This is a genomic window from Streptomyces sp. NPDC048142, from assembly GCF_043202835.1.
GTDB lineage: Bacteria > Actinomycetota > Actinomycetes > Streptomycetales > Streptomycetaceae > Streptomyces.
Genome location: NZ_JBIDBC010000026.1, coordinates 72,596 through 88,607 on the forward strand (window position 1 = coordinate 72,596; position 16,012 = coordinate 88,607).

The window sequence follows — 16,012 nt, forward strand, 5'->3', positions numbered from 1 at the left end:
CGCCGGTGTGTGGACGGCCGCCATTGCCGTGGGCCTTACGGGTTCCTGGTCCCGTGCGCGGTCGATGCGGCGAGAGGTGTACGGGCATGAGCAGGGACAAGGTGCTCGACACGGCGCCCCCCGACCGGCTGCGCCCGCTCGTGCCGTCCCGCCGTCCCGCCGTCCCGCCGTTCGGCGGCCGCGGCGGCTGGAATGCCGGCTGGACGACGGCCGGCACGACAGTCCGCGGCCCCCGTCCAGCCGAGCCCCGAAGCCGCCCGAACGGGCCGGTCCCGCCCAGCCGCCCGCCCGCTGCCCGCTGGACGGCAGCCCGCTCCACCCGCACGCCCCTGACGGAGCCCGCCACGCCGGAGGGCTCCCTTCCGTCGCGGTGAGCAGCTCGCGGGCCCAGGTGCTCCGGGGGTCGCGCACGGTTCGCCGGGTGGCGGTGTCCGCCACTCCCCGCCCGCTTACTGTGGCGTTCCGCGCCATGGGATGTCCGGCCGGGTGTCTCTAGCGTTTCCGGCCATGACGAGCCGATTTCACTCAGTTCCCGGCACCTCCGCGCCGGGCGCCGGAGCCGTGGACCTCACAGGGCGTACCGCCCTCGTCACCGGCGGCGGCAGCGGCATCGGGCGGGCCGCCGCCGAAGCGCTCGCCGGGGCCGGTGCACTTGTTCACGTGGTCGACCGCGAGGCCGAAAGCGCCAGGACCGTCGCCGCGGCGATCGGCGGCGTGGCCCACACCGTGGACCTGGCCGGCCCCGAAGCGATCGGGACGCTGCCGACCGGTGTGGACGTCCTGGTCAACAACGCCGGGCTGCAGCACGTCGCCGCCATCGAGGACTTCCCGCCGGCCCGCTTCGAACTGATCCAGAAGGTGATGGTGACCGCCCCGTTCCTGCTGATGCGGAACTGCCTCCCGCACATGTACGCCGGAAAGTGGGGCCGGATCGTCAACGTCTCCAGCATGCACGGGCTGCGGGCCAGCGCCTTCAAGTCCGCCTACGTCGCGGCCAAGCACGGCCTGGAGGGGCTGAGCAAGGTGGCCGCTCTGGAGGGCGCCCCGCACGGGGTGACCAGTAACTGCGTCAACCCCGGTTACGTGCGCACGCCCCTGGTGGAGGGCCAGATCGCGGGCCAGGCCGCCGCGCACGGGATCCCCCCGGAGGAGGTCGTCACCGACATCCTCCTGGACCGCTCCGCGATCAAGCGGCTGATCGAGCCCGAAGAGGTCGCCGCCGTCTGCCTCTGGCTCTGCGGCCCCCACACCTCGTACATCACCGGCGCCTCGCTCCCCGTCGACGGGGGCTGGGGCGCCCGCTGACCCCCACACCCGGCTCCGGTCCCCACCGGAGCCGGGCGCACGACGCGCACCACCCGCTCCCGCACCCCCGTCCCTGACCGCCCTGCCAACGAAACGCGGTGACTCATCATGGGTTCCCCCAGCTCCGCCTCCGCACCACCCGCCCCCGGGGGCAAGATCGGCCGGATCGTCGCGGCCAGCCTCGTCGGAACCACCATCGAGTGGTACGACTTCTTCCTCTACGGCTCGGCCGCCGCGCTCGTCTTCAACACGCTCTTCTTCCCCAGCAGCGACCCGCTCGTCGGCACCCTGCTGGCCTTCCTGACGTACGCGGTCGGCTTCGCCGCCCGTCCGCTCGGCGGTGTCGTCTTCGGCCACTACGGCGACAAGATCGGCCGGAAGAAGCTCCTCGTGATCAGCCTGCTGATGATGGGCGGCGCCACCTTCGCCATGGGGCTGCTGCCCACCCACGCCGGCATCGGCGTCTGGGCGCCGATCCTGCTGACGGTCCTGCGGCTGGTCCAGGGCTTCGCGCTCGGCGGCGAGTGGGGCGGCGCCGTGCTCCTCGTCTCCGAACACGGCGGCGACGAGCGGCGCGGCTTCTGGGCCTCCTGGCCGCAGGCCGGAGCCCCGGGCGGCAACCTGCTCGCGACCGGCGTCCTGGCGCTGCTCGCCACCGTCCAGTCCGACGAGACCTTCCTCGCCTGGGGCTGGCGCATCCCCTTCCTGCTCTCCGGCGTCCTCGTCATGATCGGCCTGTGGATCCGTATCTCCGTCGAGGAGTCCCCGGTCTTCCTGGAGGCGCAGAAGAAGTCGCAGGAGCAGGCCGCCGCGGGCGTCAAGGAGCAGGCCCCGGTCGTCGCGGTGTTCCGCAAGAGCTGGCGCGAGGTGCTCCTCGCCATCGGCACCCGCTTCGGCGAGAACATCTCGTACTACATCCTCACCGCGTTCCTCCTGGTCTATGTGACCGTGCACCTGGAGATGTCCAAGAGCGACGCCCTCAACGCCGTACTGATCGGCTCGGCGGTCCACTTCGTCACGATCCCGCTGTGGGGCGCCCTCTCGGACCGGCTCGGCCGCCGGCCCGTCACGCTGATCGGCGCCCTCGGCATGGCCGTGTGGGCCTTCGGTTTCTTCGCGCTCCTGGACACCAGGTCCTTCCCGGTGATCGTCCTGTCGGTCACCGTCGGCCTGCTGCTGCACGGGGCGATGTACGGGCCGCAGGCGGCTTTCATCTCCGAGATGTTCGATACGAAGGTCCGCTACTCCGGTGCCTCGATGGGCTCCCAGCTCGCCTCGATCATCGGCGGCGCCCTCGCCCCGCTCATCGCGGTCGAACTGCTCAAGGACTACCGCTCCTCCGTCCCGATCTCCCTCTACCTCTGCTTCGCCGCCCTGGTCACCGCGGTGACGGTCTGGCTGGCGAAGGAGACCCGTGGCCGCGACCTGGCCAAGGACGGCCTGGACCAGGCGGTCCCGGGCACGCCGGCCGCCGGCCGCGAGGACTCGGTCACCCTCGGCCGCTGACCCCGCGCCTCCCGCGCGCCGCACCGCTCGTACGGCGCGCGGGAGCCGCACCCCCGCTGCCCGCTCGGCCCTCCCCGGGAGGCGACCACCCGTATGCTCACCGGCGTGACAGCCCCCGGCCCCCAGCACTCCGCGGCAGCCCTGCGCCGGCTCCTGGACCTGCTGGCACAGGGTGCGGCGGCCGAGGAGTTCGACCGGCCGGCCGCCGCCGCCCGGGAGGCGGGAGCGTCCGCCGCCGAGCTGGCCGAGATCGCCGAGGCCGCCGCCGTGGCGCTGCGCATCCGGCGCACGCTCAGCCAGCACCGGGTGCGCGAGGCGCAGCTCACCGCCCTGTTCGACACGGCCAGCGACCTGGCGGCCCTGCGCGACCTGGACGCCGTGCTGCGGGCCATCGTCCACCGGGCGAAACTGCTGCTCGGCACCGACGTCACCTACCTCTCCCTCAACGACGACACCGCGGGCGACACGTACATGCGGGTCACCGACGGGTCGGTGGCCGAGGCCTTCCAGCGGGTGCGGCTCGGTATGGGCGAGGGCCTGGGCGGTCTGGTGGCCCAGACCGCCCGCCCGTACGCGACCGGGGACTACCACGCCGACACCCGGTTCCACCACACCGCCATCATCGACGACGCCGTCCTGGACGAGGGCCTGCGGGCGATCCTCGGCGTTCCCCTGCGGCTGGGCGCCCGCATCATCGGAGTCCTGTACGCGGCCGACCGGGCCCCCCGCGAGTTCACCGCCACCGAGGTGGCGCTGCTCTCGTCCCTGGCCGACCACGCCGCCATCGCCATCGACGGGGCACGGCTGCTGGAGGAGACCCGGGCCGCGCTGGTCGACCTCAACGCCGCGTCGGAGACCATCCGTACGCACAGCGAGGCGATGCGCCGCGCCGAGGAAGCCCACGACCAGCTCACCGACCTCGTTCTGCGGGGCGGCGGCGCCGACGACGTGGCGGCGGCCCTCGCCGACATCCTGGACGGCGGGATCCTCATCCATGACGCGGACGGCGCCGAGCTGGCCCGTGCCCGCACCGGGCCGCTGCCGCCACCGGTCCCGGCGGTGTCCGCCTCCCGGACCAGGGGCCGGGCCGTTCCCCTGGACGGCACCTGGGTCTGCGCCGTCCTCGCCGGCCCCGAACTCCTCGGCTCCATCGCGCTGACCGGCCGGGCGGGGCTCGCCGACGCCGACCGGCTGCTGTTCGAGCGTGCCAGTGTCGTCACCGCGCTGCTCATGCTGCTGCGCCGCTCGGTCGCCGAGACGGAGGACCGGGTACGGGGAGAGCTGCTGGGCGACCTGCTCTCGCGCACCGGCGACCCGGGCACCCTGACGGCCCGCGCACGCCGGCTGGGCGTCAGCCTGAGCCGCCGGCACAGTGTGTTCGTCGCGCACAGCGAGGTGGCCCCCCGCCACCGTCTGCTGGCCGCGGCAGCCCGGAGCGCGCAGGCCCGCAACGGTCTGGCCGGACTGCACGACGACCACGTCGTCCTGGTGGCGCCGTCCGACGCGCCGGGACCGGCCGCCCGGACACTCGCCGCCGAGCTGGGCCAGGCGGTCGGTTTCCCCGTCACGGTCGGCTCGGCGGGACCCGCCACGGGTCCGGCCGGGCTGCCGCAGGCGCACAGCGAGGCCGGCCGTTGCCTCTCCGCGCTGCGCGCCCTCGGCCACACCGGGAGCGGCGGGGCCATTTCGGACCTCGGGTTCATCGGCGTACTGCTGGGCGACCAGGCGGACCTGGGAGGCTACGTGCGGCGGACGCTGGGGCCCGTACTCGACTACGACAGCCGGCGCGGCACCGACCTCGTCACCACGCTGGACGCCTATTTCGCCCAGGGGGCGAGCCTCACCCGGACCAGGACACTGCTCCACGTCCATGTGAACACGGTGGTGCAGCGGCTGGAGCGTATCGGCCGGCTCCTCGGCCAGGACTGGAACACGCCTGCGCGCACCCTGGAGATCCAGCTGGCTCTGCGGCTCCACCGTCTGACGCGGGGCCGGTGACGGGAAGGCCTCGGGTGGTGACGGGAAGGCTCGTGCTCCGCCGGGCCGCCCTGCGGGAGGGCCCTCAGCCCTCCAGGCCCGCCCGGACCCGGCGCGAGGGCTGGAAGACGTACAGGTCGAGGATGTCCGGGGCGTCCGCGAGGCCCGGTCCGCCCGCCGCCGCCCAGGTCACGATGTCCCGCTCGGCGTGCTCGTCGTTGACCAGGCCCAGCCAGACCGGCCGCCCCCCGGCTCGGCGGCCCTCGGCGGAGGGCTGCACGACGATCACATTGCCCTGTTCGCAGGCGTCCAGGCACTCGACCGCCCGTACGGTGGCGGTGCCTTCGAGGCCGGAGCGCAGCCGGGCCAGCTGGGCCGCGTGGTCGACGCCCGGGATCTTCTCGGTGCCGCAGCAACAGCCCCGGCAGACGCTGACGGTGGGCCGGGGGACGTTCTGGGCGGGCACGTCCTTGCGGGGGCGGCGGCTCATGGGGGCACTTCCCGTCGCGGTGGGTGGGGTGGGGATCGCCAGTGGCACCGGTGATCATCACGACTCTACCGACGCTCCCCCGGTCTCGAACACCAGATCCCCCACCCGGCCGGGTGGGGTAGTGTTGACGGCTGCGAAGGGGAGTAGCCCCGCAAACCGGTCGTCGACATACTGGAGCCTTCGGGTTCCCGGTGGCCGGGCTCGTGAGTCCTATGGAAGGACCCTCACGGGCGGGCGAGACCTTCGGTCCTGTATGACACGTCCACGTCCTGTGGGCGCTGCCGTCATGCCGGGCCGAGTGGTCCTCCGAACAGCCCGAACGGCGCTTCGCGAAGATCCGGGGTCCGGCTCGAACAGAAAGCCACCCGGAATGCACCTCGACCCTCTGGCGATCATCACCGCCTTCGGGCTGATCTTCCTCGCGGAGCTTCCCGACAAGACGATGTTCGCGTCCCTGGCCATGGGCACGCGGATGCGTCCGCTGTACGTCTGGTTCGGCACCTCGTCCGCGTTCGTCGTGCACGTCGCCATCGCCGTCGGCGCGGGCAGCCTCGTCGGGCTGCTGCCCGACTGGATCGTCAAGCTCGTCTCGGCCTCGCTCTTCGCTTTCGGCGCGTTCATGCTGCTGCGCGGCAGCGGCGGGGACGACGACGAGGACGACGGGGTGAAGACGGTGACCGGGTTCTGGCCGGTCTGCACGACCGCGTTCATGGCGGTGTTCATCAGCGAGTGGGGCGACCTGACGCAGATCACCACCGCCAACCTCGCGGCGAGCAACGGCACCTGGTCCACGGCGATCGGTTCGGCCGCCGCGCTGATGTCCGTCTCGGCCCTGGCGCTGCTCGCGGGGAGGTTCATCGCGAAGCGCGTACCGCTGAAGACCGTGCAGCGCATCGGCGGTATCTGCATGCTGGTCCTCGCCCTCTGGACGGCCGTGGAGATCTTCACCGGCTGAGGAGCGCGGCCCCGGGGGGGCGTACCGGCTTCGGTCGCCCCCCGGCCCGTCCCCCGGCCCGCTCTCCGTCTCCGTGTCCGTCTCCGTGTCCGTCTCCGTGTCCGTCTCCGTCTCAGAACAGCGGCTGCGGGCCGTCCTGCCTCCCGCCGCTCTCGAACGCGAGCAGCCGCTGCTTGCGGTCCAGGCCGCCGCCGTATCCGGTGAGGCTGCCGGAGGCTCCGATCACGCGGTGGCACGGCACGATGATCCCGACCGGGTTCTTGCCGTTGGCCAGGCCGACCGCCCGTGAGGCCCCCGGTCTGCCCAGCTCCCCGGCCAGTTCGCCGTACGTACGGGTCTCGCCGTACGGGATCTTCAGCAGCTCCGCCCATACGCTCCGCTGGAACGGCGTGCCCGCCAGATTCAGCGGGAGGTCGAAGTCCGTGCGCTCTCCGGCGAAGTACTCGGTGAGCTGCCGGATCACCTCGCCGAAGGGCTCCGGGTCCGGGACGCCGAAGGTCTCCTGGGGCGGGCGGTGGCGTTGGTCGCTCATGTAGAGGGCGCAGAGGACGCCGTCGTCGGCGACGAGCGTCAGCGGGCCGTAAGGGCTGTCGATGACCGTGTGCTGCTTGGTCACCGGAGATGTGGTGGTGCTGGTCGTGGTCATGGGAACGGTGTCCTTGTCTTCGTCGGGCGGGCGTCTCCCGTCGGGCGGGTGTCCCCATCAGGCGGGCGTCCCCGTCAGGCGGGCAGGTGGTTGATGGGGTGGCCGTCCACCGTCCAGAGGTACTGCACGGCGTACGCCCGCCAGGGACGCCAGCCGGCGGCCCGTGCGGTGAGGGCGGCGGGGGTGGCCGGCAGGCCGAGCCGTTCGGCCGCCCGGCGGATGCCGAGGTCGGTGGGGAGGAAGGCGTCGGGGTCGCCGAGTGCCCGCATGGCGATCGACTCGACCGTCCAGGGGCCGAAGCCGGGCAGTGCGGCCAGTTCGGCGCGGGCCTGCTCCCAGTCGGTGTCGGTGTCGAGGCGCAGCCGGTCCTCCGCGAGGGCGGCGACGAGTGTGGTGAGCGTGGTGCGGCGGGTGCGCGGCAGCGCCAAGGCCTCCGGGTCGAGGCCCGCCAGCGCCTCGGGGGTGGGGAAGAGGTGCGTCAGGCCGCCCTCGGGATCGTCGACCGGGACGCCGTGGGCGGTGACCAGCCGGGCCGCGTGGGTGCGGGCGGCGGCGGTGGAGACCTGCTGGCCGAGCACCGCGCGTACGGCGAACTCCGCGCCGTCCACCGTGCGGGGCACCCGGCGGCCGGGGCCCGCGTCGACCAGCGGGGCGAGCAGCGGGTCGGTGCGCAGCTGCGCGTCGACGGCGACCGGGTCCGCGTCCAGGTCGAGGAGCCAGCGGCAGCGGCTGATGGCCCGGGTGAGGTCGCGGGGGTCGGTGAGGGAGAGCCGGCAGGCGATGTGGTCGGCGGCCGGGCTCAGGGCGACGACTCCGTGCCCGTACGGGAGGGTGAGGGTGCGCCGGTACGCGCCGTCGCGCCACTCCTCGACGCCGGGGACGGCGGTCGCGGCGAGGTGGCCGAAGAGGTTGCTGGGGTTGAGCGGGGCCCGGTACGGGAGCCGGAGTGCGATGACGCCCGGTACGGCGGCGGCCCGGGGACCCCGGGCGGCTCGGGTGCGCAGTTCGCCGGGGGCCAGGCCGAAGACCTCGCGGACCGTCTCGTTGAAGGTGCGGACCGAGGAGAAGCCGGCGGCGAACGCCACCTCGGCCATGGGCAGCGCGGTCGTCTCGATGAGGAGGCGGGCGGTCTGCGCCCGCTGGGCGCGGGCCAGGGCCAGCGGGCCCGCGCCCAGCTCGGCCAGCAGCTGGCGTTCGATCTGGCGGGCGGAGTAGCCGAGCCGGGAGGCGAGTCCGGGTACGCCCTCGCGGTCGACGACCCCGTCCCGGATCAGGCGCATGGCGCGGGCGACCGAGTCGGCGCGGGCGTTCCACTCGGGGGAACCGGGGCTGGTGTCGGGGCGGCACCGCTTGCAGGCCCGGAATCCGGCCTGCTGGCAGGCGGCGGCGCTGGGGTAGAAGGTCATGTTGCGGACCTTGGGCGGCACGACGGGGCAGCTGGGGCGGCAGTAGATCCGGGTGGTCAGGACCGCGGTGAAGAACCAGCCGTCGAAGCGGGCGTCCTTGGACTGGACGGCCCGCACGCAGCGCTCGGTGTCGGTGTGCATGGATCCAGGATCGGTCACCGGTCAGGGGCTTGGCTGGCGGAAATCCGACACGGCGCTCGCGCGGAACAACGACGACCGGCCCGCGAGCCTCGCGGTGACCGTCGGGCGCGGGCTCAGCGCATCGCGAGGACTTCCTCGAACTCCACGTACGCGTGCGCGTCGAAGAGCACGAAGCGCACCTCTTCGACCGGCTCCACGGTCTCCGCCAGGACCGTGCGTACGGCGATCCGGGCCCCGTCGTCCATCGGCCAGCCGTAGATGCCGGTGGAGATCGCCGGGAACGCGATGGACTTGGCCCCCAACTCGGCTGCCAGGCGCAGGGATTCGCGGTAGCAGGAGGCGAGCAGGGCGGAGCGGTCCTGGGCGCCGGAGAAGACCGGTCCGACCGTGTGCACGATCCACTGGGCGTCGAGGCGTCCGGCGGTGGTGGCGACGGCCTGTCCGGTGGGCAGGCCCTTTCCGTGGTGCGAGGCGCGCAGCTCACGGCAGGCGGCGAGGATGTCGGGTCCGCCGCGCCGGTGGATGGCGCCGTCGACTCCGCCGCCGCCGAGCAGCGAGGAGTTCGCCGCGTTGACGATGACATCGACGGACTGGTCGGTGATGTCGCCGCGGACCAGACGTACGGCGGGGGAGACAGAGGTGCTCATGCGGACATCATGCCGCGCGCCGGGGGCCTTCGCCGCCCGGTCGGTTCAGGAGGCCCGCAGCCGCCGCCAGACGGCCTTGGCGGCGTGGTGGCCGGACATGCCGTGCACGCCGGGGCCGGGCGGGGTGGCCGAGGAGCAGAGGAAGACCGCCGGGTGCGCGGTGGCGTACGGGACGCGGGCGAGCTTGGGGCGGATGAGGGTCTGCAGGCCCGAGAAGGCTCCGCAGGCGATGTCGCCGCCTACGTAATTGGCGTTGCGCGCGGCGAGTTGGGGCGGGCCGGAGACGGCGCGGGCGAGCACCAGATCGCGGAACCCGGGGGCGAAACGCTCCAGTTGGCGTTCGATGACGTCGGTGGCGTCGCCCTCCCAGCCGGCCGGGACATGTCCGTACACCCAGAAGACATGGCGTCCTTCGGGGGCCCGGGAGGGGTCGGTGAGGCTCGGCTGGGCGGTGATGAGGAAGGGGACGTCGGGGTCGCGGCCCTCGACGGCGGCGCGCAGCGCGGTGTCGATGGTCCCGGCGTCGGGGCCGATGTGGACGGTGCCGGCGCGGCGGGCCTCCTCGGCGGTCCAGGGGACGGGGCCGGACAGCGCGTAGTCGATCTTGAAGGCGGAGGCGCCGTAGCGGTAGCGGTGGTACGCGGAGCCGAGGCCCGCGATCCGGGCGAGCGCGGCGGGCGAGGTGTCGAAGATATAGGCGCGGGCGGGCGGGAGTTCGTCCAGCCGCCTGACCTCGCTGCCGGTGCGGATGGTGCCGCCCTGCTCACGGAGGTAGGAGGCGAGGGCGTCCGAGATGGCCTGGGAGCCGCCGCGGGGCACCGGCCAGCCGTTCTCGTGGGCGGCGAGCGCGAAGACGAGGGCGATGGCCGAGGTGGCGAAGCCGCTGGTGGGAGCTATGGCGTGGGCGGCGAGCCCGGCGAAGAGGCCGCGGGCCTTCTCGCCGCCGAAGCGGCGGGAGACCCAGGTGGCGGGCTGGAGGCCGAGCAGGCCGAAGCGGGCCAGTCGGTACGGGTCGCGGGGCAGGCCGTCCCAGGGGGTGCGCAGGAAGTCGGCGGCCAGGGTGTCCCAGCGGCCGAGGAAGGGGGCCATGAGGCGGCGGTAGGCCCCGGCGTCGACGGGCCCCAGCGACATGGCGCTCTCGCCGATGGAGCGGGTGAGCGCGGCGGCGGTGCCGTCCGGGAAGGGGTGGGCGAGGTCGACCTCGGGGTGCAGCCATTCCAGCCCGTGCCGGGCCAGCGGCATCGCCCGGAACGCGGGCGAGCCGATCCCGAGGGGGTGCACGGCGGAGCAGGGGTCGTGCCGGAACCCCGGGAGCGTCAGCTCCTCGGTGCGGGCGCCGCCGCCGACGGTGTCGTGCGCTTCGTGGACCTCCACGGCGAAGCCTCTGCGGGCCAGTTCGGCCGCGGCGGTCAGCCCGTTGGGCCCGGCCCCCACGACGACCGCATCGAGCATCGAGGGCACCTTGGGACTCCTTCGTCGGCCGGCTGGCTGAACCTCCAGGATATTCCGGCGCACCGACAGCGTGGACGCGGGTACCCCGGGGCCGGTCGGGCGGGTCAGCCGCCCGACCGCAGGGCGGCCAGGACGCGCTGGAGGGTGGCCGCGTCGCGGGCCGCCGCGAACGGCAGGTCGTTGCCGCCGGCGATACGGAACGGGACGCCGGACAGGGTCGACTGGGCGCCGCCGGCCTCGGTGACCAGGAGCAGGCCCGCGGCGTGGTCCCAGGCGTACTCCCAGTTGAAGGCGGTGGCGTCCTGGGCGCCGCGGGCGACAGCGAGGTACTCCAGCCCGGCCGAGCCGCAGGGGCGGGCCGCGATGCCTTCGGTGCGCAGGCCGAGCAGGGCCCGCTTCTGGGCCTCGGTGGTGTAGTCGGGGTGCGACATCGCCACGCTCAGCACGGCACCGGGGGCGGTCGCCCCGGAGCGTATGGGCGTCCCGTTCAGCGTGGCGCCCCGGCCGCGCAGTGCGACGGCCATCTCGCCCAGGACCGGTGCGTACGTCCAGGAGGCGTGGACCTCGCCGTGCTGGGCGAGGGCGACCAGGGTGCAGAAACCGGCCTCGCCCCGGACGAACTGGCGGGTGCCGTCGACCGGGTCGACGATCCAGACCGGGGCGTCGCCGCCGAGGGCGTCGTAGACCGCCGGGTCGGCGTGCACGGACTCCTCGCCGACGACGACCGAGCCGGGCAGCAGCTTGGTGAGGGCGGCGGTGAGGTGTTCCTCGGCCAGCCGGTCGGCTGCGGTGACCAGGTCGTGCGGGCCGCTCTTCTCGATGATCTCGTGGGCGGCGAGCTTCCGGCGGCGGGGCATGATCTCGGCCGCGGCGGCGGCGCGCACGGCCTCCTCGACCTCGGCCAGCAGTCCGGTGCGCCCGGCGGTCCCGTACAGGAAGTCATCGATCATGGCTCCAGCCAATCACAGCGGGGCGGTCCCGCACGCCCCGGGTGAATGCGGACATCTCCGGCGCACAGCCGGATGCCGGACAGTGCCCATAACGTCCAGCCATGAACAAAGGATGCGTCAATTTCCGCCGCATATTCTTGACCCCCGGGTAAAAATCCGCTGCGTGACAAGTGAGGGCTCTGCGGTTACTGTTGATCTCGATTCGGGGCCCGAACTCTCGCATTGGGGTTCGCCCCGCGCGGCCTTGAGCGGCCACCAGACTGGAACGCGTAACCAGGGGGGAAACGGTGCCTCAGCCAGCTACCCCCTCAGGGGTATGCCACCCGGGCCGGGCCAGGCGGAGTTTCCCGCCACACCACCGCGATCCAGGCCGGTTACGCCCACCGTGCCGCCGCACGCACGCCCCGGATCCACTGTTCCCACGGATGTCACAGAGCCTTAACGTGCAAACCGAAACCTGGAATCAAAGGCCCGTGAGAGTGGAACCGGACATGGAGCGGATGCGTCTTGCACGGGGAGCCCCATTCCCGCGCGGATTATCTACGCGCCAGTAATACCCGCCGGTACGAAATTACTTCCCGCCTGAATACACGGCGACATCCCGGCAACAATACGGTCGCGCAACGGAGCGCGCCGTCATCCCGCTTTCCCGCCACCCCGGGCCGCACCGGAGCGGACTGAAACGGCGGGGAGGGCATCACGTCGCGTTGACAGTTCAACACATTCACAACATGCCGAACGACACACGGCAGCAGCCGTCGCTGTTGGAGCACGAGGGGTTCTGGTATGGCCGAGAAGGGCAGACGCGGGCTGATGGTCCTGCACTCGTCACCTCTGATACGCAAGGCGATTCTCGATCTGTTCCGGGGCGATCCGGGCGTCACCGTACTGGGCGGGTGTCCGCACCCGACCGCTGTCGGCAGCCTCCCCGGACGCCGGCCGGACGTCGCACTCGTGGAGTACGAGCAGTGGCAAGGGGGGCTCGGCAATCTGGCGTACTGGAGCGGCACCCGGGTCATCCTCTACAGCAGGGACAACGCCCCCCGCAGCGTGGTGAATTGCATCAGGGGCGGGGCCGCCGGCTTCGTGCACGAGTCGTGCCCGCCCGAGTCCATCGTCAAGGGGCTGCACGATGTGCTGAGCGGGCGCGGCTTCTGGCACCTGGGGGCGGATGAGCCCGAGCGCGTACCGCAGGCCCGGCGCGCCGACGCGGGCGGGCAGTGGAAGCTGAGCGGACGCGAGGAGGAGATCCTCGGACTCTTACTCCGCCGACGTTCCAACGAGGAGATCGCCCATGAGCTCTGCCTCACCCAGCAGACCGTCAAGAACTACGCGAGCCGGGTCTTCCACAAGGTGGGCGTGTCCGGGCGCAAGGAGCTGTTCAGGATGCTGAGGCCCTGCGGATGAGTTCACCGGAGACAGCACCCGAGGCGGCGCGGGGCCCCCTGCTGGTCGAGCGGTGCGGGCGGGTGGTCACCCTCACACTGAACCGGCCGCACCGCCGCAACGCGATGTCCACCGTGATGCTGGATCAACTCGCCCGGACGTTGAGTCAGTTGACGAACCCGGACGGCACGGCGCCGGGCGCACTGGTGCTCACCGGCGCCGGTGGAACCTTCTCCAGCGGTGCGGACACCCGCGAACCCGACTGGCGGGACCTGTCGCGCCGTGCGGTGCGGCGGGCCCATTTCCGTACGGTGTTCTCGGCGTTGCACGCGGCCCCCTTCCCCGTCGTGGCGGCGGTCGAGGGGTACGCGCTCGGGGGCGGGCTCGAACTGGCCCTGGCCTGCGACCTGGTGGTGGCCGGCGAGGGCGCGCTGTTCGGCCTTCCGGAGCTGGAGGTCGGCGCCGTGCCGGGCGGCGGCGCGGTCCACTCGCTGCTGCGCCGGGCCGGCCGGGGAGTGGCCGCCAGGATGCTGCTGATCCCCGGGGAGCGCGTGCGGGCGGACGAGCTCGCCCGGCTGGGCGCGGTGGAGCGTACGGTTCCCGACGGCGGGGCGCTCGCCGAGGCGCGGGCGCTGGCGGCATCGGTGGCCGCCGGGGATCCGGCGCTCCTGGAGGCGGGGGTCCGGCTGCTGCGGGACTCCGGACATCTGGACCGCTCGGCGGCGCTCGGCGTGGAGAACGGCTACTGGTGGCAGGCCGCCTCCGCCGCGAACCGGGAACTGCCGCCTCCCTCCCGATCCCCCTCCGAGAGCCCCTCACTCCCCTCCTAGCACTCCTTGGAGTGGCTTGGAGTGCCCCTTGGGGCAGAGCATTTCGGGCCACGCGAGGTGAGCGCTTCGTTGCAGCAGGTGAGTCGCGCCGCTAGGCTTGTTGATCAGATTCAGTAATAACTGAATAAGCTGTACGTGCCGTACGGCAGACGCTGACGTCCCCACCCCCCGTCCCGACCCCCGATGCCCGCCGGACGACCCCGGCCGACCGTGGACGCACGAGCCGTGGACGCACGAGGAGAGAGCAGAAGAGACGTGACCCCTCTCATCGAATGTACTGACGTCACCAAGAAGTTCGGAGACTTCACCGCACTGAGCCGACTGGACCTGACGGTCCCCCAGGGCGTGGTCTACGGGTACCTGGGCCCCAACGGAGCGGGCAAGAGCACCACGATCCGTATGCTCATGGGCCTCTCCCGGCCCACATCGGGCCGGATCCAGGTGCTCGGCCAGGATCCGACCGACCCCGAGGTCCGCCGGCGCATCGGCTATCTGCCCGGCGAACTGCGGCTGGACGAGCGGCTGACGATCGAGCAGACGCTGACCTCCTGGGGGCGGCTGCGGGGGCTGACGGACACCGCCTACCGGGACGAGCTGGTCCAGCGGTTCGGCATCGACCCGTCGCGGCGGGTGCGCGGGCTCTCCACCGGCAACCGCCGCAAGGTCGGCCTGGTCGGCGCCTTCATGGCCAGGCCGGAGCTGCTGATCCTGGACGAACCGACCAACGGGCTCGACCCGTTGATGCAGCAGGTGTTCCTCGCCGCCGTCGAGGAGGCCCGGTCGGGCGGGCAGAGCGTACTGCTCTCCTCGCACATCCTCTCCGAGGTCGAGCGGGTCGCCGACCTGGTCGCGGTGCTCCAGGGCGGCCGGCTCGCCGCCTCCGGCCCGACGCGGGAGCTGCGCAACCGGGCGGCACAGCGTTTCCACATCACCTTCGCGGAGGGCGAGGACGTCCCGCTCACCGCCCTGGCCGCCCTCGACGGTGCGTCGGGCGTGGAGCGGCGCGGGCCGGACGACCAGGAGGCCTCCCTGGCCTGGGCCGGTTCGCCCGACGCGCTGCTGAAGTTCCTGGCGGGCCACCGGATCACGACACTCACCGCACCCGAACCGGACCTGGAGGAGGCGTTCCTGGAGTACTACCAGAGGGACGTCCCGGGCAGCCGTCCTGCGGCCGAGGAGCCCTCCCCGGCCGCAGGACCGGTGCGGTAGCGACCACCGGACGCCCCTGCCACGGATCTCAGTCATCAAGGCCCGCTCCCCCGGGCCGGCCGGAAGGAACACACATGTCATCACCCAGCTCGGAGATCTTCCGGCGCGGAGTACAGATCCAGAAGCGCACCCTGATCGCCTGGTCGGCCGCGCTGGTCCTGCTCGCGCTCTCCGTCGTCGGCGCCTGGCCCTCGATGGAGGAGTCCGGCGCCCTGGACGACTTCTCCTCCGGCATCTCGCCGGACGTGGCCGCGGCCTTCGGGATCGACCGGATCAGCAGCGCGAGCGGCTACCTCAAGGGGAACCTGTACGCGGTCCTGCTGCCGCTGCTCCTCGGCCTGATGGCCGTGACCGCGACCGCCGCCCTGACCGGTGGCGACGAGGAGGCCGGGCGGCTCGAACTGCTGCTCGCGCTGCCGGTCGCCCGCCGCCAGGTCTTCCTGATGCGCTTCCTCTGCGTGACCTTCGGCCTGGCCGTCACCAGCGTGCTGGTCTGGCTGTCGGTGTACGGATCGGTCGTCTCCTTCGACATGGACGTCTCCGGGGGCGGGGTCGCGGCCGTGACGCTGACGGTCGGGCTGCTGGCCGTGCTGCACGCGGGGGTCGCGTACGCCGTCGTCGGGTTCGGCTTCGGGCGTGGGCCCGCGCTGGGCGTGGCGGCCGGGGTGCTCGTCGTCGGGTATCTGCTGCACGCCATCGCGCCGATGTCCGACGCCCTCAAGCCGCTGGCGAACATCTCCCCCTGGGAATGGGCGCTGGGCAACGACCCACTGCTCAACGGTGTCCCCTGGGGTGGGGTGGCGCTGCTGGTGGCCGTCACGGTCGTGGTCGTCGCCGCCGGTACGTACGCCGTGGACCGGCGGGACGTCAAGAACGCCTGAGCCCCACGCCCCCGCCCGCCCCGCCCGAAGGGGCCCGGCGTCTCCCCCGCGGAGGCGCCGGGCCGCTGACATGCGTACGGGGCGGATGTACGGAGCCGACGTGCGTACGGAGCGGACATACGTACGTACGGGCGCGGATACCGTACGGCGTTGACGCACGGGGCCGAAAATCGAGTACCGGCAGTCATCAAATAAAGCCTGCATGAGTACTTGACGGCCATATCGAGGCTC

14 protein-coding genes are annotated in these 16,012 nt (G+C 72.7%); 8 read left to right on the plus strand and 6 right to left on the minus strand.

Annotation, left to right across the window (positions count from 1 at the left end; genetic code table 11):
* The first annotated feature begins 507 nt into the window (after positions 1-507).
* The 3 genes from ACGF2Y_RS27435 (at position 508) to ACGF2Y_RS27445 (ending at position 4,809) form a co-directional block, all read left to right on the plus strand.
* Positions 508-1,305 (plus strand): 3-hydroxybutyrate dehydrogenase, encoded by a 798-nt coding sequence (locus ACGF2Y_RS27435; RefSeq protein ID WP_392952632.1) that lies wholly within the window; start codon positions 508-510, stop codon positions 1,303-1,305.
* Between the two features lie 108 nt (positions 1,306-1,413).
* A complete protein-coding gene (locus tag ACGF2Y_RS27440) occupies positions 1,414-2,811 on the plus strand; it encodes an MFS transporter (RefSeq protein ID WP_392952635.1) in 1,398 nt (465 codons plus the stop codon).
* A gap of 93 nt (positions 2,812-2,904) precedes the next feature.
* Complete coding sequence (locus ACGF2Y_RS27445) at positions 2,905-4,809, plus strand: helix-turn-helix domain-containing protein (RefSeq protein WP_392952638.1); 1,905 nt, start codon at positions 2,905-2,907, stop codon at positions 4,807-4,809.
* A 64-nt stretch (positions 4,810-4,873) separates the two neighbouring features.
* Here ACGF2Y_RS27445 and ACGF2Y_RS27450 read toward each other — a convergent pair whose 3' ends face one another.
* Positions 4,874-5,278 (minus strand): (2Fe-2S) ferredoxin domain-containing protein, encoded by a 405-nt coding sequence (locus tag ACGF2Y_RS27450; RefSeq protein ID WP_392952641.1) that lies wholly within the window; start codon positions 5,276-5,278, stop codon positions 4,874-4,876.
* Between the two features lie 370 nt (positions 5,279-5,648).
* Here ACGF2Y_RS27450 and ACGF2Y_RS27455 point away from each other — a divergent pair, with 370 nt between their 5' ends.
* Positions 5,649-6,233 (plus strand): TMEM165/GDT1 family protein, encoded by a 585-nt coding sequence (locus tag ACGF2Y_RS27455; protein WP_392952644.1) that lies wholly within the window; start codon positions 5,649-5,651, stop codon positions 6,231-6,233.
* Between the two features lie 112 nt (positions 6,234-6,345).
* Here the strand turns inward: ACGF2Y_RS27455 and ACGF2Y_RS27460 are convergent, their stop codons facing one another.
* The 5 genes from ACGF2Y_RS27460 to ACGF2Y_RS27480 all read right to left on the minus strand — a co-directional run bounded on the left by ACGF2Y_RS27460 (position 6,346) and on the right by ACGF2Y_RS27480 (position 11,475).
* Complete coding sequence (locus tag ACGF2Y_RS27460; RefSeq protein ID WP_392952646.1) at positions 6,346-6,879, minus strand: methylated-DNA--[protein]-cysteine S-methyltransferase; 534 nt, start codon at positions 6,877-6,879, stop codon at positions 6,346-6,348.
* 74 nt (positions 6,880-6,953) lie between these two features.
* Positions 6,954-8,426, minus strand: coding sequence for an AlkA N-terminal domain-containing protein (locus ACGF2Y_RS27465; RefSeq protein ID WP_392952649.1), 1,473 nt, complete (start codon positions 8,424-8,426; stop codon positions 6,954-6,956).
* 113 nt (positions 8,427-8,539) lie between these two features.
* Complete coding sequence (locus ACGF2Y_RS27470; RefSeq protein ID WP_392952652.1) at positions 8,540-9,073, minus strand: O-acetyl-ADP-ribose deacetylase; 534 nt, start codon at positions 9,071-9,073, stop codon at positions 8,540-8,542.
* Between the two features lie 45 nt (positions 9,074-9,118).
* Entirely contained in the window at positions 9,119-10,534 is a 1,416-nt protein-coding gene (locus ACGF2Y_RS27475; protein WP_392952655.1) for a phytoene desaturase family protein, read from the minus strand.
* Positions 10,535-10,629: 95 nt separating this feature from the next.
* A complete protein-coding gene (locus ACGF2Y_RS27480) occupies positions 10,630-11,475 on the minus strand; it encodes an inositol monophosphatase family protein (RefSeq protein WP_392952658.1) in 846 nt (281 codons plus the stop codon).
* Between the two features lie 786 nt (positions 11,476-12,261).
* On the opposite strand from ACGF2Y_RS27480, the gene ACGF2Y_RS27485 reads away from it, so the two are divergent.
* The 4 genes from ACGF2Y_RS27485 to ACGF2Y_RS27500 all read left to right on the plus strand — a co-directional run bounded on the left by ACGF2Y_RS27485 (position 12,262) and on the right by ACGF2Y_RS27500 (position 15,781).
* The gene (locus tag ACGF2Y_RS27485) at positions 12,262-12,882 is read left to right on the plus strand and encodes a LuxR C-terminal-related transcriptional regulator (RefSeq protein ID WP_392952661.1); all 621 of its coding nucleotides are present in this window, start codon (positions 12,262-12,264) and stop codon (positions 12,880-12,882) included.
* Positions 12,879-13,691 (plus strand): enoyl-CoA hydratase/isomerase family protein, encoded by an 813-nt coding sequence (locus tag ACGF2Y_RS27490; protein ID WP_392952664.1) that lies wholly within the window; start codon positions 12,879-12,881, stop codon positions 13,689-13,691. The genes ACGF2Y_RS27485 and ACGF2Y_RS27490 overlap by 4 nt, the downstream gene beginning before the upstream one ends.
* 255 nt (positions 13,692-13,946) lie before the next feature.
* A complete protein-coding gene (locus tag ACGF2Y_RS27495) occupies positions 13,947-14,900 on the plus strand; it encodes an ABC transporter ATP-binding protein (RefSeq protein WP_392952667.1) in 954 nt (317 codons plus the stop codon).
* 74 nt (positions 14,901-14,974) lie between these two features.
* Positions 14,975-15,781: an ABC transporter permease subunit gene (locus tag ACGF2Y_RS27500; protein WP_392952670.1), complete on the plus strand. Its 807-nt coding sequence runs from the start codon at positions 14,975-14,977 to the stop codon at positions 15,779-15,781.
* Positions 15,782-16,012: the final 231 nt, after the last annotated feature.

Bases quoted from the DNA above. Each gene is read 5' to 3' on its own strand.
- ACGF2Y_RS27435 (WP_392952632.1), top strand. From the start codon at position 508: ATGACGAGCCGATTTCACTCAGTTCCCGGCACCTCCGCGCCGGGCGCC.
- ACGF2Y_RS27440 (WP_392952635.1), top strand. From the start codon at position 1,414: ATGGGTTCCCCCAGCTCCGCCTCCGCACCACCCGCCCCCGGGGGCAAG.
- ACGF2Y_RS27445 (WP_392952638.1), top strand. From the start codon at position 2,905: ATGCTCACCGGCGTGACAGCCCCCGGCCCCCAGCACTCCGCGGCAGCC.
- ACGF2Y_RS27450 (WP_392952641.1), bottom strand. From the start codon at position 5,278: ATGAGCCGCCGCCCCCGCAAGGACGTGCCCGCCCAGAACGTCCCCCGG.
- ACGF2Y_RS27455 (WP_392952644.1), top strand. From the start codon at position 5,649: ATGCACCTCGACCCTCTGGCGATCATCACCGCCTTCGGGCTGATCTTC.
- ACGF2Y_RS27460 (WP_392952646.1), bottom strand. From the start codon at position 6,879: ATGACCACGACCAGCACCACCACATCTCCGGTGACCAAGCAGCACACG.
- ACGF2Y_RS27465 (WP_392952649.1), bottom strand. From the start codon at position 8,426: ATGCACACCGACACCGAGCGCTGCGTGCGGGCCGTCCAGTCCAAGGAC.
- ACGF2Y_RS27470 (WP_392952652.1), bottom strand. From the start codon at position 9,073: ATGAGCACCTCTGTCTCCCCCGCCGTACGTCTGGTCCGCGGCGACATC.
- ACGF2Y_RS27480 (WP_392952658.1), bottom strand. From the start codon at position 11,475: ATGATCGATGACTTCCTGTACGGGACCGCCGGGCGCACCGGACTGCTG.
- ACGF2Y_RS27485 (WP_392952661.1), top strand. From the start codon at position 12,262: ATGGCCGAGAAGGGCAGACGCGGGCTGATGGTCCTGCACTCGTCACCT.
- ACGF2Y_RS27490 (WP_392952664.1), top strand. From the start codon at position 12,879: ATGAGTTCACCGGAGACAGCACCCGAGGCGGCGCGGGGCCCCCTGCTG.
- ACGF2Y_RS27500 (WP_392952670.1), top strand. From the start codon at position 14,975: ATGTCATCACCCAGCTCGGAGATCTTCCGGCGCGGAGTACAGATCCAG.